The sequence below is a fragment of the Thalassobium sp. R2A62 genome (assembly GCF_000161835.1).
GTDB lineage: Bacteria > Pseudomonadota > Alphaproteobacteria > Rhodobacterales > Rhodobacteraceae > Thalassobium.
Genome location: NZ_GG697169.2, coordinates 1,088,239 through 1,103,054, shown reverse-complemented (window position 1 = coordinate 1,103,054; position 14,816 = coordinate 1,088,239). Strand labels below are relative to the sequence as shown.

Below are 14,816 nucleotides of genomic sequence, written 5' to 3'. Positions count from 1 at the left end.
GCGCGTCATGCTCTTGGCCATCGATTGTGGAAACACCAATACTGTCTTCTCGATCTGGGACGGCGAACAGTTCATTGCGACTTGGCGCACTTCGACCGAATGGCAGCGCACCGCCGATCAGTATTACGTCTGGTTATCGACGTTGATGGAGTTCCAAAAGATCGACGTGGAAATTGACGAAGTCATCGTGTCTTCAACGGTCCCACGTGTGGTGTTCAATCTGCGTGTCCTGTCTGATCGGTACTTCAATTGTCGTCCTCTTGTGGTTGGTAAATCCGACTGCCTGTTGCCTGTGGACGTTCGCGTTGACGCCGGCACCGCCGTTGGCCCTGACCGTCTGGTCAACACCGTCGCCGGCTTTGATTTATACGGCGGTAGCCTGATTGTTGTGGACTTTGGAACTGCGACGACCTTTGACGTGGTCGCCGAGGATGGTGCCTATGTGGGTGGGGTCATTTCACCTGGTGTGAACTTGTCTCTCGAGGCGCTGCACAACGCCGCGGCTGCATTGCCACATGTCGACATCAGCAAACCGCAATTGGTTGTCGGCACCAATACGGTCGCCTGCATGCAATCCGGCGTGTTCTGGGGATATATCGGTCTGGTTCGCGAGATTTGCGATCGGATCAAGGTAGAACGAGGCGTCGATATGAAAGTGATCTCAACTGGTGGTCTTGCCCCATTGTTTCAACAATCACACGCGCTATTTGATGAATTCGAAGACGATCTGACCATGCACGGTCTGACTGTCATCCATGCGTATAACAAGGATAACACCTAAATCATGAGCAGCGAACGCTTGATCTATGTCCCCCTCGGAGGCGCGGGGGAAATTGGTATGAATTGCTATGTCTACGGCTACGGTAAACCTGATCAGGAACGTCTGATCGTGGTCGATCTGGGTGTGACCTTTCCAGATATGGACAGCACCCCTGGTGTGGATTTGATCCTGCCCGATGTCAGCTGGCTAGAGGCCCGCAAAGATCGGATCGAGGCGGTGTTCATCACTCACGCCCACGAGGATCACGTCGGCGCCGTTGGGCATTTCTATCAACGTCTGGGCGCCCCGATCTATGCACGTCCGTTCACTGCCGCCATCGCACGTCGCAAACTGGATGAACACGCAGCCCCCGAAAGTGCGCTGCGCATTGTCGGCAGCTATCCAGATCAGGTCGACGCTGGCCCCTTCAAAGTGTACTTTGTCCCTATTTCGCATTCGATCCCCGAAAGCGCGGGCCTCGCCATCGACAGCCCCGAAGGGCGCATCCTGCACACGGGTGACTTCAAGATCGACGAGACGCCGGTATTGGGCGAAGCGTTCGACCGTAACCTGTGGGCCGATGTTGCCAAAGGTGGCGTTCGCGCATTGGTGTGTGACAGCACGAATGTGTTTTCTGCCGATCCCGGTCGATCCGAGGCCACAGTGGGTCCCGAGATTGAAAAAATGATGCGCGACCAACCGGGTATGGTCGTCGCGACAACATTTGCATCCAACGTGGCGCGCCTGAAAACTCTGGCCGAGGCGGCGGATCGGGCAGGGCGCTCGGTTTGTTTGCTAGGACGCGCGATGCGCCGGATGGTCGAAGCTGCGACAGAAACCGGTCTTTTGACTGACTTTCCGCAGACCGTTTCGCCAGAAGAGGCGCAGAGTATCCCGCGTCAGAACCTCATGTTGCTGGTCACAGGTTCGCAGGGTGAACGCCGTGCTGCCAGTGCGCAGCTCAGCCGTGGTAAATATCTGGGTCTTATGTTGAAAGAGGGCGATACATTTCTATTTTCGTCCAAGATCATTCCAGGCAATGAACGCGGCGTGATCTCGATCATGAATGCCTTGTCCGAAATGGGCGTGGATGTGATCGACGATGACAGCCGCTATCACACGTCGGGCCATGCGAACCGCCCAGATCTAGAGGAAATGCACCGCATCACGCAGCCGCAAATCCTGATCCCAATGCATGGCGAACATCGCCATCTGCGTCGGCATGCCCAGATCGGATCTGACAACGGAATGGCATCTATCGTGGCTGTAAACGGCATGATGATCGACTTATCGGGCAATGCGCCCACGGTCGCGGAATATATCGAAACGGGCCGCACCTATTTGGACGGCACAGCCAAGGTTGGTCAGTTCGACGGTATCGTTCGTGACCGGATTCGCATGGCTTTGAACGGGCAGGTCGTTGTGACAGTCATCATGGACGAGCACGGCGATCCGCTGGGCGGCGCGTGGTGTGAACTGCGCGGGTTGACCGAAACCGGATCATCAAACGCGCCACTGGTCGAAGTTATCGAAGAAGACCTGAACCAGTTTTTGGGACGCGCAGACAACAAAACTTTGGCCAATGATGACAAGCTTGAAGAAGCGTTGCGTCGTGTTGTCCGCAACACGACAAATGGCGAGATCGGCAAGAAAGCCGAAGTCGTCGTCGTGATTTCTCGTTTAGCTTAAAGAGTTTAGCAGGGGGCACACTGGCCGCCCCCTTGCTGCTTAGCTTTCGCGACGCTCAGCGAAGCTCTTGGCGATGAATGTCGGGGCATCGTCGCCCATTCCCATCACCTTGTTACCGTGATCACGGTTGTTGTCGCGCTTGCCGCGGCCAACTCGGTTGCCCCGCTCTTGCTTGGGCTTTTCGGGGGCTTCAGCCGCTTGCTTTTCAACAGGCTCAGCTTGCTTTTGCTTGGGCGCGTCCTCTTTGGGTTCCTCGACAGGAGCCGCGTCTACGGCGTCGGCAACGATTTCTTCTTTGGGCGCGTCCTTCTTGCGGCTGCGTGTGCGGGTCCGCTTGGGCTTGTCTTCTTTGGGCGCTTCCGGAGCGGCGTCTTGGGTCGGTGCCGTAGTATCACGCGACCCTTCGCCGCGTGGGATCTCCATTTTTACGAGACGCTCGATATCACCGAGGTTCTTTTCGTCACGTGGAACGCAGATCATCATTGCTGTGCCCAGCTTGCCTGCACGGCCCGTACGACCGATGCGGTGGACATAGTCCTCGGCATGGCTAGGGACGTCATAGTTGAACACGTGGCTAACATTTGGAATGTCCAAACCGCGCGCAGCGACATCAGATGCCACAAGAAAGCGCAGGGTCCCGTCGCGGAATGCCGCAAGTGTTTCCATGCGCTTTGACTGGTCGAGATCGCCATGTATTGGCGACGCATCCAGCCCGTATTTCTTCATTGATTTTGCAACGATGTCGACGTCAACCTTGCGGTTGCAAAAGATGATCCCGTTGCGACATTTGTCGCCTTCGTTCTCGATCATAGTTCGCAAAAGTTGTCGCTTTTCAGAGGATTCGCGATCTTTGCGCGATCCTTTGAACATCACAACGCTTTGCGTGATTGTGTCAGATGTTGTGGCCGCACGGGCCACTTCGACCTTGGCCGGATTGCTCAGGAACGTGTTGGTGATCCGCTCAATTTCGGGCGCCATTGTTGCCGAGAAAAACAGTGTCTGACGTGTAAACGGCGTCAGGCCGAAAATACGTTCGATATCGGGGATAAAGCCCATGTCTAGCATACGGTCAGCTTCGTCGACGACCATGATCTGCACGCCGGTAAGCAGCAGTTTGCCGCGCTCGAAGTGATCCAGCAGGCGGCCAGGTGTCGCGATCAGTACGTCCACGCCGCGATCGATCAATTGGTCCTGTTCTTTGAACGAGACGCCACCGATCAACAGTGCTTTGGTCAGTTTCGTGTTCTTTGCATAGACATCAAAGTTCTCAGCGACCTGAGCGGCCAGCTCGCGTGTCGGCGCCAGAACAAGGCTGCGCGGCATCCGAGCACGAGCGCGGCCACGCTTGAGCATGGAGATCATTGGCAGGGTAAAGCTTGCAGTTTTGCCCGTACCTGTTTGCGCAATGCCCAGTACATCGCGGCCTTCCAATGCTGGCGGGATAGCGCCCGCTTGGATCGGCGTCGGCTCAGTATATCCTGCGTCTTCAACAGCAGAGAGAACCTTGCGGTCCAAATTCAGATCGGAAAATTTAGTCATGTTGCCCTTTCAGTTTTGCGGCATGTTTGACCGCAAGATTGAAAGCGGTCCGTCCGGCCGTATTGCCAGATCGTTCGACTACACACCGCATATGTGGGATAGGGCAAAAGGTCAAGGAAACGGATAGGTGCCGGACATATACACAGTAGTCTCAAAATGAGGACGTGCTGGATTGATCGAGCGGCATTCTATTGCTGCACGATCTTGGCAATCAATTCGCACTACATCCTGACCTTGACGTGATCAGTTAAGATTGGGACGTAGTCCGTTGAATTAATATGATTAAACCATCATCTCTTTGGTCGCTGTGAGGGACACATCGGGGTAGTCACGCGCGACGCGATCGATGTCCCATTGCAACCGGGTGAGGTAGACAATGTCATCATCATTGTCGGTTGCGATGTGTTGTTTGTTTGCATTCACAAACTTATCCACATGGGTTTTGTCACCGGAAACCCAGCGCGCGCTGGTAAACTGTGATTGTTCAAAGCGAACGGGTAGCCCGTATTCTAATTCGATCCGGCTTGCTAAGACCTCGAACTGCAAGGCGCCTACAACGCCGACAATGAAACCGGAACCGAACGTGGGTTTAAAGACTTTTGCAGCGCCTTCTTCGGCAAATTGCATCAATGCCTTTTCTAGGTGCTTGGCCTTCATCGGGTCGCCGGCCCTGCAATTTTGCAAAAGCTCGGGGGCAAAAGAGGGGATGCCCGCAACGCGCAGTTTCTCGCCTTCGGTCAGTGTATCGCCGATCCGGAGCTGCCCGTGGTTTGGGATGCCGATGATGTCGCCGGCCCATGCTTCTTCTGCGAGTTCGCGATCAGAGGCGAGGAACAGCACAGGGTTGCTGATCGCCATTGGCTTGCCCTCACGGACGTGCGTGAGCTTCATGCCGCGTTTGAAGTGACCAGAGGCCAACCGGACAAAGGCAACACGGTCGCGGTGCTTGGGGTCCATATTGGCCTGAACCTTGAACACGAATCCGGAAACCTTGGTTTCATCGGGTGAAATCTGGCGCGGGCTTGCGGCTTGGATCTGCGGCTCTGGGCCGTATTTGCCAATCCCGTCCATCAGTTCCTGAACGCCAAAAGAGTTGATGGCAGAACCGAACCAAATCGGTGTCATTGTGCCGTCCAACAGCGCCTGCGGATCCAGTGGGGGCAGCAGTGCCTTGGCCATTTCGATCTCTTCTAGGAACGTCTCTAAGAGATGCGCAGGCACGTGTTCGGCCAACTTGGGATCATCTAAGCCTTTGATTTCTATGGATTCTGCGACCTTGTTGCGGTCAGCGCGATCCATCAGTTCGAGACGATCACGCAGAATGTCGTAGCAACCCATAAAATCGGCACCGACACCAATGGGCCAGCTCGCTGGGGTGACGTCTATGGCGAGGTTCTCTTGGATCTCGTCAATGATTTCAAAAGTGTCCCGGCTTTCGCGGTCCATCTTGTTACAAAACGTCAGGATTGGAAGGTCACGCAAACGGCAAACTTCGAACAGTTTTTGCGTTTGGCTTTCCACGCCCTTGGCACCGTCGATCACCATGACCGCTGCGTCGACAGCGGTAAGTGTCCGGTAGGTGTCTTCCGAGAAATCCGAGTGACCTGGTGTGTCAACGAGGTTGAACCAGAAGTTTTTGAATTCAAAGGACATTGCAGATGCAGAGACCGAAATACCGCGGTCCTTTTCCATCTGCATAAAGTCAGACCGTGTGCGTCGGGCTTCGCCCTTGGCGCGGACCTGTCCAGCCATCTGAATAGCGCCACCATAGAGCAGAAATTTTTCTGTCAGCGTCGTTTTACCGGCGTCGGGATGCGAGATGATCGCAAAGGTCCGGCGGCGGGCAATTTCAGGGGGCAGGGCTGGTCTGTTTGTCATGTTTTTGCGTATAGGTGGGCGGGCATCAAAGGGCAACGCGGGTCCGAAATTTTATGTAATTTGCGTATTTTTGGCCTCGAATTACGTAATTTGCGTAATTTCGATTTAGGTCCATGCAATGCAGAGGACAAAGATCTAGCTGCGGCTTGCCTTGCGAAGAATCTTGGCTGCGTTTTCGCCGCCCAGCAGCTCTCTTGTGACTTCAAATTCATTGTGCTGACGTGGCGCATGGTCGGTTGCTACATCACTGGGCAAGGCATTGCGCGTGCGGGTGTCAATCAACAGAGATTCTGCTGCGATCCCTTCGGCGTAAATGATCTGGTGATCGTCAAAGAGTAGCTGGAAGTATTCAACAAAGCCGCCGTCCTGCTGGAACACGGTCGTGCCGTTGACCAGATGGCTGACCTTGACCAACAGCTCGGCGCGACCCGCGCCAACGGTGTCCTGCCGCTGGTAGATGAATATGCGGTGGTCGGGGCTGAGAACCAGATCGTTTTCGTTGTGCAAAACACCCTTGCGAATGACGATAGGCGCAAATGCACCAACGGCTCGCACAGTCGAAGACCCGACCCAACGCACTTCTTTTGGACCATCGTCGCGGGTCAGGACTTTGTCGCCGATCTTGAGGTTTTCGATCGGGACCTGTGCGCCAGAGGCCATTGCGATGTGGGTGCCACGGGTGAACGAAACACAGGCGACTTCTGCAAAACGCGATGCGGCAGTGTCACGGTCAATACCAACGAGACGGTAATCGATCTTTTGGGCGAGGGGGGCAAACGGCAACAGGTAGATATCTGCGACCGCATCGTCTTCGACCTCGACCATCACCAGTGCTTCGAATGTGGTGCCGTCGGGGGACATCAGGGTCACCGCGCTATCAAGGTGCACCAAATTTCCGGCGTGCCCTGTCGGGGTCTGCGAATCTAAGGTGAGACCGTTCGCCGTTTGAGACACCGCGATGCGGACCCGTTCTGAACCAACTTTGATCTGATAGACGTCGTCCATGACCAGTTCATCGGCAAAGGTCATTGCATCGCCCTGCGCGACACCGTCGACGACAGTAAAATCATCCGCGCGCAATACGGAGAGCAACTGAGTGGGCTGGTCGTCGGGAAGAGTCATGGGTGTCGCGCCGTTCAAAATGATTTCCAGCGGTTTAGCGGATTTATGGCGAGTTGCCTATCCCTCAGAAAGGGGGAAATTTTGACTGGTGGTTCTCTTTTTAGGTGCGTTGCTGTCGTGCGGGGGCACTGATATGTCTGAGCAAACACATCTAGGGAGTTGAGCAATGGATTTGGGCATCAAAGGCAAAAGGGCGGTGGTCTGTGCATCGTCGCGCGGATTGGGTCGCGGCTGTGCCGAGGCATTGGCGCAGGCCGGTGTAAATCTGGTGATGAACGGGCGGACTGAAGCGTCGCTCAACGACGCAGCCGAGGCTGTGCGAGCCCACGGCGTTGAGGTGATCGCAGTCGCAGGCGATATCACGCAGGAAGACGTGCAACAGGCTGTTTTGGCAGCCGCGCCTCAGGTCGATATCTTGGTCAACAATGCGGGTGGACCACCCCCCGGTATGTGGTCGGATTGGGATCGCGAGGATTTCATCGGTGCGCTTGATGCGAATATGTTGACGCCCATCGCACTGATGAAGGCCGTTTTGCCGGGCATGTCTGATCGTGGGTGGGGCCGCGTGGTCAATATCACGTCGCAATCAGTCAAATCGCCGATCGCAGTTCTGGGGCTCTCGAATGCGGCGCGTGCGGGTCTTACAGGCTACGTGGCTGGGACATCGCGCCAAGTCGCGCCAAACGGTGTGACGATCAACAACCTGTTGCCCGGCATTCACGCAACCGATCGTGCGATTGCTCTGGATACTGGCGTCACACAGGCCCAAGGCATTTCCATGGACGAAGCGCGGACACAGCGCGAGGCGACTATTCCGGCGCGCCGCTACGGCACAGCCGCGGAATTTGGGGCGACCTGCGCTTTTATGTGTTCGCAGCATGCGGGCTTTATGGTGGGGCAAAACATCTTGCTCGATGGCGGTGCTGTGAACGCAACGCTCTGATATGGATGAAAAATTCAGCCTCAAGGACGAACTCTTTAACGCGACAACACTTCGGGTTCTGGCGGATGATTTCGGCGGTGTTCTGGACGCAGATGCGTTTCACACCGATATCATGGAGGGGTTGTTGCCGCTCGAGTTGATGGCGCGGATCGAATGGATAGCCGAGGTGTTGGCGCGGCATCTGCCCGATGCGTTCGAAGACAAAGCGACGGCAATCTTTGATAGTTTGCCGCCGCCATTGAACCCAACGCGCAGCGATGATGACTTTGGTGCGTTCATCTATGCGCCGCTGGGACATTTGGTTGCGACCTACGGGGTCGAACATCATCGCGATCTGAGCTTTCGGTTGATCGAAGCGATCACACAGCGGTTTTCGATGGAGTGGGCGATGCGTCCTTTTCTAAACCGTTGGCCGGACGAGGCGGTTGCGCAGATGGAGATTTGGGCGGATCACGAGAATTATCACGTGCGTCGACTGGCCAGTGAAGGGACACGGCCCAAGTTGCCATGGGGCAAGGGTATCAAAATTGACCCGATTCTGATGGTGCCAATACTGGACAAATTGCACGATGATCGCACTCGCTATGTTACGCGTTCGGTATCTAATCATCTGAATGATATTGGTAAATTTTCGCCTGACGTGGTGATTGACCGGCTAGCAACGTGGCGTAAGGCGGGGGCGCAGGACGAAAAAGAGCTGCGGTGGATGGACCGGCACGCGCTGCGTACTTTGATCAAGAATGGTCATGCCGGTGCGATGGCGCACCTGGGCTACCGACCTGATCCTGACGTCCGTTTGGTGTCGCTGACGGTCACGCCAGACGTCATTGCAATTGGTAATGTAGTGGCCGTCGAGATCGAGATTGAGGCAGGCTGCCAAGAGCCGGTGATCATCGACTACGCTATTCATTTCTTGAAATCGAACGGCACGACAGCCCCCAAAGTGTTCAAGGTCAAAGACCTGACGCTAGAGCCGAACAAACCCGTCACACTAAAGAAGAACCACAGGTTTAAATGCGATGCGACAACATTTCGGTTGTATCCGGGTGCGCAGTTTTTGACAGTCACGGCCAATGGCAAGTCCTTGGGGCGCGTGGATTTTACGCTTGTCTGACACTTGGCAGCGCGCCGTTCCCTTGATATTGGCCGAATAAACCCGATGTTTCTTGTCGGGAATGGGAATGAATGACGTGCCGGACAGTCCTAGGTTGGAAATCAAGAACCTGATGCGCAGCTTTGACGGGCGGCGTGTGGTCGATGACGTGTCGCTGCGCGTTATGCCGGGACAGGTTACCTGTCTGCTGGGGCCATCGGGCTGTGGCAAGTCAACGACGCTGCGGATGATTGCGGGCGTCGAGATGCAGGACAGTGGTGAAATCTACGTTGATGGGGCACTGGTTTGCGACACGATTTCACGGGTCCCGCCCGAGGGGCGCAACATCGGTTTGATGTTTCAAGATTTTGCTTTGTTCCCGCATCTGAGTGTGGCCGAGAACGTCGCCTTTGGTTTGATAGGCCCCAAGCCCGAGCGCCGTGCGCGGGTCGAGGCATTGCTAAAGCGGGTCGATATGATGCGTCACATCGATGACTACCCGCATCAGTTGTCAGGTGGCGAGCAACAGCGGGTCGCGCTTGCGCGGGCCTTGGCGCCGCGTCCAAAGATCATGTTGATGGACGAGCCGTTTTCGGGACTGGATGACCGCCTGCGCGATGACATTCGTGACGAGACGCTGGAAGTGCTGCGCGAAGAGGGGGCCGCCGTTTTGCTGGTCACGCATGAACCCGGTGAGGCGATGCGCATGGCGGACGAGATCGCGTTGATGCGCGACGGTCGGATAATCCAATCGGGTGCACCTTATAACATCTACAATGCGCCAGTAGATCGCGAGGCGGCGGCGTTCTTTAGCGATATCAACGTCATATGTGGCGAGGTTCACGGTGCGTTGACGGAAACGGCCTTTGGTCAGTTCCTCGCGCCAGGTCTGGCTGAAGGCGCCGAGGTCAACATTGTGATCCGCCCGCAGCATCTAAAGATCGATTTTGACCGATCCGGCAAGGGCCCCAATCCGACACCGCGCGAAGGCACGCCTGCGCGGGGTGTGGTCACGCGTGCGCGGTTTATGGGCAACCAAAGCTTAGTCGAGTTCCGGATGGATTTTGACGGCTCTATACTACACGCCGAAGTCCCGTCGGTGTTTTTGCCCAAGGTCGGCACACCGCTATGGTTGATGATCCGCCGCGACAAATGCTTTGTATTTCCACGGACCTAAGTTCTGTTGAGCTAGGCCGGACCTGAGTAATCCGCCAGCGTCTTGCCGGGCTCTTCGGTAAAGAGCTGTGGCAACACCTGCAATGTTTCGATGCGATCAACACGAAGTTCGGCGAAATCGCCAGTTGTTTCGCACCAGACCGTCGCGGTCCAAAGGCGCCCCCAATAGTCCATTTGCAACGGTCGGATCGTCCGCTCAGTGACCGTGTTGTCGAGATCGCGGTAGGTGATCCGCAATTTTTGTCGGCTGCGCGTGGCACTGCGGATTGATGGCATATGCTGAAAACCCTTGGCCGCGTCGGCAAAGGGATAGACGGCAAAGCCCCATCCCGTTGGTCCGGCGCTGCGATCCTCTGGCAGCACAGCGTCAATTTTTGATGACAGGGATGCGGCGGCAGCTTTCAGCTCTTCATCCGCGACTTCACCCACGACCGCCATGCCGAGGTGCAGTGCCTCGAGTTCGGTCATTCTCAGGTTCAACGGGGGCAGGGTAATCGCAGCGGTCGCGCGGTATCCGCGTCCGCGGGTGCCCTCGATCGGGACGCCCGAGGCCATCAATGTATCCATGTCGCGGTAGACCGTGCGCAGCGAGACATCTAACCGACCGGCTATTTCTTGTGCGCGATAGAGCCGTCCATCACGCAATAGTTGGATCATATCAAAGAGGCGATCAGATCGTTTCATAGGGCTCTCGCTGCATTGCTACTGCCATTATTATGTCAACTGACAGGTTTTTGTCAAAGAAAGCGCAAAGCCTTGTGCCAAAAGGGTGTTTTGCCCTTTTCGCCATGCGATTCTGTGCATAGCAAAGGGATCGTTGGTTTTTTGGATGCACGTGCGGCATCCCCCTAAAGGAGAGAGTTCATGCTCAACAACATTGGTATCCCCGGCATCCTGTTGATCGCCGTTGTGGTTTTGGTCCTGTTTGGTCGCGGGAAAGTATCGTCGCTGATGGGCGAAGTGGGCAAAGGCATCACTGCGTTCAAAAAGGGCGTTAACGACGGCCAAAACGAAGTCGATGAGGCTCTTGAAGAAGCCCGCGATGTGACGCCTGAGGACGAAAAAGACAAAGCCTAAGTGGTGATGTCCAAGGAGGGCGTTGCCCATGTTTGATCTCGGTTGGACCGAGCTGATGGTGATTGGGATCGTGGCGTTGATCGTCGTGGGCCCCAAAGATTTGCCCAAGATGTTCCGCCAATTCGGTCGGTTCACGGGCAAGGCCAAGGCGATGGCGCGTGACTTTTCCAAGGCGATGAATGACGCGGCGGATGATAGTGGCGTCAATGACATCTCGAGTTCGATCAAGGCGGCGGCAAACCCTGCAAGCTTTGGCGCGGATAAAATTCGCGAGGCGGTAAACATTCCGAACCCTCTGAAACCAGGTGGCGAGACGGAAAAGCTGTCGAAAGAGCGTAAAGAAGCGGCGGACAAGATCCGTGCGGCAACTGCCAAAGCTGCTGAGGCCCGCAAGGCCAAAGAAGCAGCAGATGCGGCAGGCGAGACGGTCGCGAAAGCGCCGGCAAAGAAGGCTGCGTCCAAGAAGGCACCTGCTAAAGCTGCAACGGCTAAAGCTGCGCCAGCTAAGGCAGCGCCAGCCAAGGAGGCCCCCGCCAAAAAGCCTGCGGCGAAGAAGGTGGTCCCGAAAAAGGCCCCGAAAGGTGACGCATCATGAGCGCAGAGGACACCACCGTTGACGACAGCGCAGCCCCGTTGATCGAGCACCTGACCGAACTGCGGTCACGGCTGATCAAATGTGTGGTCGCGTTTCTGATCGGCATGATCATCTGTTTCACTGTGTGGAACCCGATCTTTAATTTCCTGACGCAACCTTTGTGTTCTGCGATCGCGGAGACGGGCAAATCGGACTGCGGATTGATCCTGATCAAGCTGCAAGAAGGTTTCTTTGTCGCGATCTCGATCTCGTTGATGGGCGCACTGATCTTGTCGTTCCCATTCCTCAGCTATCAGATGTGGCGCTTTGTGGCGCCGGGGCTCTACAAAAATGAAAAGGGCGCGTTTCTGCCATTTCTTGTGGCGTCGCCGTTCATGTTTTTCCTTGGGTCGACCTTTGCGTTCTATGTTGTAACCCCATTGGCATTTGACTTTTTTCTTGGGTTCCAGCAGCCCGGAAGCGTGTCGCTCGATGAGGTCGATAACCAAACGGCTGGCATTGCGTTCCAAGGTTCGGCACAGGAATACCTGAGCCTGACAATCAAGTTCATCGTGGCCTTTGGTCTGTGTTTTCAATTGCCTGTTTTGCTGACGCTGATGGGCAAGGCCGGTTTGGTCAGCGCCGAGGGTCTGCGCAACGTTCGCAAATACGCGGTTGTCGGTATTTTGGTGCTTGCTGCATTGGTGACGCCACCGGATGTCATCACCCAAGTCATTCTTTTTGTTGTGGTTTATGGCCTCTATGAGGTGTCGATCCAGTTGGTAAAGCGGGTTGAGCGAAAACGTGAAGAGAAGCTGTGGGCCGAAGGTCTGTGGGACGAGGATGATCAAGGCGATCTCGACGACGACGAGACGGCAGGTTGAGCGAGGACCTCACACGCATTGCCGAGGCGCTAGAGCGGATAGCTCCGGCGCCTTTGGCAGCTCCTGACTTTGAGGGTGCGAAGGCCTTTGTCTGGCATGTTGAGCCTGACCGCCTAGAGTCTGTCGCACATGTAAACCGGATCGATCTGGACCTGTTGGTTGGCATCGATCGATCACGCGACACGCTGCTGGAAAACACGATGCGCTTTGCCAAAGGCTTGCCTGCGAACAACGCGCTGTTGTGGGGCGCACGGGGGATGGGCAAGTCTAGCCTCGTCAAGGCCGTCCATGGGCGGATCACCAGCGACGGTCTGCCGCTCAAACTGATCGAAGTGCAGCGCGAAGATTTGCCGTCGATTGGCCGCTGTCTGGCGATGCTGCGCGGGGTCGATGCGCGGTTTGTGATTTACTGCGATGATCTCAGCTTTAGCCATGATGACGAGCACTATAAATCGCTCAAGGCGGTGCTGGATGGTGGGATCGAAGGACGACCCGACAATGTCATCCTATATGCCACGTCAAACCGCCGACATTTGATGCCGCGCGATATGATTGAAAACGAACGCGGCTCGGCCATCAATCCGGCAGAAGCCGTCGAAGAAAAGGTGTCGCTCAGCGATCGCTTTGGTCTGTGGTTGGGGTTCCATGCCTGCGACCAAGACGCCTATCTTGCGATGATCCGCGGGTATTGCGCGGCCCACGGTATCGAGATTGACGAAGATACGTTGTGGGCGGAAGCCATCGAATGGCAAGCGACACGCGGCAGCCGTTCGGGGCGCGTGGCATGGCAATATTTCACTGATTTGGCAGGACGGCGCGGCGTCACATTGTGACACCAACGCCTTGAATTTAAATGCTTAGTTCAGGAACGGTTGGGGGTCGACGCTTTCCAACCCGCGTCGCACCTCAAAGTGGACAAAGCTAGGATCACCGGCACGCACCTTACCGATTGTTTGGCCGCGAGAGACGCTGCTGCCACGCGCGACGGTCAGATCCTCGACATTGGTGTAGACGGTCAACAGATCGCCCGTATGTTTGATCACAACGATGGTGACGCCATTGGTGTCTTTGGTCACGGCGGCGACGGTGCCCGCGTCTGCGGCACGCACGTTGCTGCCCGTACTCGCGCCGATGTCGATGCCTTCGTTCCGGCCCTTAGAATAGGCGCGAATGATGTTGCCAGATGCTGGCTGGATCATTTGGGCCTGACGGGTCGGCGCCGTCTGCGTCTCGCCCAGATTTGGGGAGGGGGTCTCAGGTTCCGGTGTGGCCGTCGGTGCCGTGATCTCGGGGGCTTCATCGGGTAGTGCGGTCGCCGCACTCGGAGGTGTCGGGGTTGATGTGCCAACACCGGGCGCGGTGGGATCAGTTGCCCTAGCGATCGGCGTTTCAGCGGCCACAGGGATCAACAGAAACTGGCCTTCGCGAACATTCAAGTCAGCGCCAAGGCTGTTCCATTCCGCGAGATTGCGCACTGGTACGTTATAGAGGCGCGCAACCGAATATGCAGTTTCGCCCCGTTCAACCTGGTGACGGATCGGTTCGCGACCCGTTTGCGGCAGATTGGCCGCGTTGACGGTCTGTGTGTCCGCGCGGTCGATTGCGGACGAGGCAAGCTCGGTCACGTCGACCTGAGACGGTGGTTGGATGGGACCGGTCGTTGCGGCACCTGTTGCAGGTGAAGGTTCAGCCACACGGCTGGGCAGGGCGATGATTTCACCGCGCCGCAGGGTGACGTCAGGTGCAATGGCGTTGTAGCGGGCCAACCCGCCTGCATCGATCCCAAGCCGGTTGGCGACATCCGTAACCGTGTCACCACGCTGGGCGACAGCAACCTGATAGCCGGGGTATGAAATGACACCGCGATTGTCTGCGCGGGGGCGCGATGCGATGTTGCGCACGGCGTCAGAGGTGTCAAATCCATTGCCATAACTGCGCAGGTCAAAGTCGAACGGTTCATCACAGGCTGTCAGCGCTAAAAGCGCAGAGCCCGCGAGCCAGATTTTTGGGTTGGATAATGCCATCACTCGATCCTCATGGTCCTGACGCCCGTCTTGTGGGGCGTTTCGGGTAAAACGGCC

14 protein-coding genes are annotated in these 14,816 nt (G+C 56.3%); 9 read left to right on the top strand and 5 right to left on the bottom strand.

Annotation, left to right across the window (positions count from 1 at the left end):
* Nucleotides 1-7 precede the first annotated feature (7 nt).
* Both TR2A62_RS05425 and TR2A62_RS05420 read left to right on the top strand, forming a co-directional pair.
* Nucleotides 8-781, top strand: coding sequence for a type III pantothenate kinase (locus TR2A62_RS05425; RefSeq protein ID WP_009158661.1), 774 nt, complete (start codon nucleotides 8-10; stop codon nucleotides 779-781).
* A 3-nt stretch (nucleotides 782-784) separates the two neighbouring features.
* The gene (locus tag TR2A62_RS05420) at nucleotides 785-2,449 is read left to right on the top strand and encodes a ribonuclease J (RefSeq protein ID WP_009157947.1); all 1,665 of its coding nucleotides are present in this window, start codon (nucleotides 785-787) and stop codon (nucleotides 2,447-2,449) included.
* Nucleotides 2,450-2,488: 39 nt separating this feature from the next.
* Here TR2A62_RS05420 and TR2A62_RS05415 read toward each other — a convergent pair whose 3' ends face one another.
* From TR2A62_RS05415 to TR2A62_RS05405, 3 genes are all read right to left on the bottom strand, one after another.
* On the bottom strand, nucleotides 2,489-3,988 hold the full coding sequence (locus TR2A62_RS05415) for a DEAD/DEAH box helicase (protein WP_009157655.1): 1,500 nt from the start codon (nucleotides 3,986-3,988) through the stop codon (nucleotides 2,489-2,491).
* A 282-nt stretch (nucleotides 3,989-4,270) separates the two neighbouring features.
* Nucleotides 4,271-5,866: a peptide chain release factor 3 gene (locus TR2A62_RS05410; RefSeq protein ID WP_009159196.1), complete on the bottom strand. Its 1,596-nt coding sequence runs from the start codon at nucleotides 5,864-5,866 to the stop codon at nucleotides 4,271-4,273.
* Between the two features lie 135 nt (nucleotides 5,867-6,001).
* Entirely contained in the window at nucleotides 6,002-6,988 is a 987-nt protein-coding gene (locus TR2A62_RS05405; RefSeq protein WP_009158406.1) for a Hint domain-containing protein, read from the bottom strand.
* Nucleotides 6,989-7,154: 166 nt separating this feature from the next.
* Between TR2A62_RS05405 and TR2A62_RS05400 the strand changes: the two genes are divergently transcribed.
* The 3 genes from TR2A62_RS05400 (at nucleotide 7,155) to TR2A62_RS05390 (ending at nucleotide 10,201) form a co-directional block, all read left to right on the top strand.
* Nucleotides 7,155-7,931: an SDR family oxidoreductase gene (locus tag TR2A62_RS05400; protein ID WP_009159768.1), complete on the top strand. Its 777-nt coding sequence runs from the start codon at nucleotides 7,155-7,157 to the stop codon at nucleotides 7,929-7,931.
* Nucleotide 7,932: 1 nt separating this feature from the next.
* On the top strand, nucleotides 7,933-9,045 hold the full coding sequence (locus TR2A62_RS05395) for a hypothetical protein (protein WP_009158750.1): 1,113 nt from the start codon (nucleotides 7,933-7,935) through the stop codon (nucleotides 9,043-9,045).
* Nucleotides 9,046-9,112: 67 nt separating this feature from the next.
* On the top strand, nucleotides 9,113-10,201 hold the full coding sequence (locus tag TR2A62_RS05390; RefSeq protein ID WP_040820260.1) for an ABC transporter ATP-binding protein: 1,089 nt from the start codon (nucleotides 9,113-9,115) through the stop codon (nucleotides 10,199-10,201).
* Between the two features lie 11 nt (nucleotides 10,202-10,212).
* On the opposite strand, the gene TR2A62_RS05385 is transcribed toward TR2A62_RS05390, so the two are convergent.
* Nucleotides 10,213-10,884, bottom strand: coding sequence for a YafY family protein (locus TR2A62_RS05385; RefSeq protein ID WP_009160846.1), 672 nt, complete (start codon nucleotides 10,882-10,884; stop codon nucleotides 10,213-10,215).
* 180 nt (nucleotides 10,885-11,064) lie between these two features.
* Here TR2A62_RS05385 and tatA point away from each other — a divergent pair, with 180 nt between their 5' ends.
* From tatA to TR2A62_RS05365, 4 genes are read left to right on the top strand one after another with little or no spacing between them, the layout of a single operon-like run.
* Nucleotides 11,065-11,277, top strand: a complete 213-nt coding sequence (gene tatA, locus TR2A62_RS05380; RefSeq protein ID WP_009160083.1) for a twin-arginine translocase TatA/TatE family subunit — start codon at nucleotides 11,065-11,067, stop codon at nucleotides 11,275-11,277.
* 28 nt (nucleotides 11,278-11,305) lie between these two features.
* Nucleotides 11,306-11,872: a Sec-independent protein translocase protein TatB gene (gene tatB / locus TR2A62_RS05375; protein ID WP_009159347.1), complete on the top strand. Its 567-nt coding sequence runs from the start codon at nucleotides 11,306-11,308 to the stop codon at nucleotides 11,870-11,872.
* The gene (gene tatC / locus TR2A62_RS05370; protein WP_009158453.1) at nucleotides 11,869-12,735 is read left to right on the top strand and encodes a twin-arginine translocase subunit TatC; all 867 of its coding nucleotides are present in this window, start codon (nucleotides 11,869-11,871) and stop codon (nucleotides 12,733-12,735) included. The genes tatB and tatC overlap by 4 nt, the downstream gene beginning before the upstream one ends.
* Nucleotides 12,732-13,568 (top strand): ATP-binding protein, encoded by an 837-nt coding sequence (locus TR2A62_RS05365; protein ID WP_009157625.1) that lies wholly within the window; start codon nucleotides 12,732-12,734, stop codon nucleotides 13,566-13,568. The genes tatC and TR2A62_RS05365 overlap by 4 nt, the downstream gene beginning before the upstream one ends.
* A gap of 24 nt (nucleotides 13,569-13,592) precedes the next feature.
* Here TR2A62_RS05365 and TR2A62_RS05360 read toward each other — a convergent pair whose 3' ends face one another.
* On the bottom strand, nucleotides 13,593-14,759 hold the full coding sequence (locus tag TR2A62_RS05360; protein ID WP_009160176.1) for a peptidoglycan DD-metalloendopeptidase family protein: 1,167 nt from the start codon (nucleotides 14,757-14,759) through the stop codon (nucleotides 13,593-13,595).
* Nucleotides 14,760-14,816: the final 57 nt, after the last annotated feature.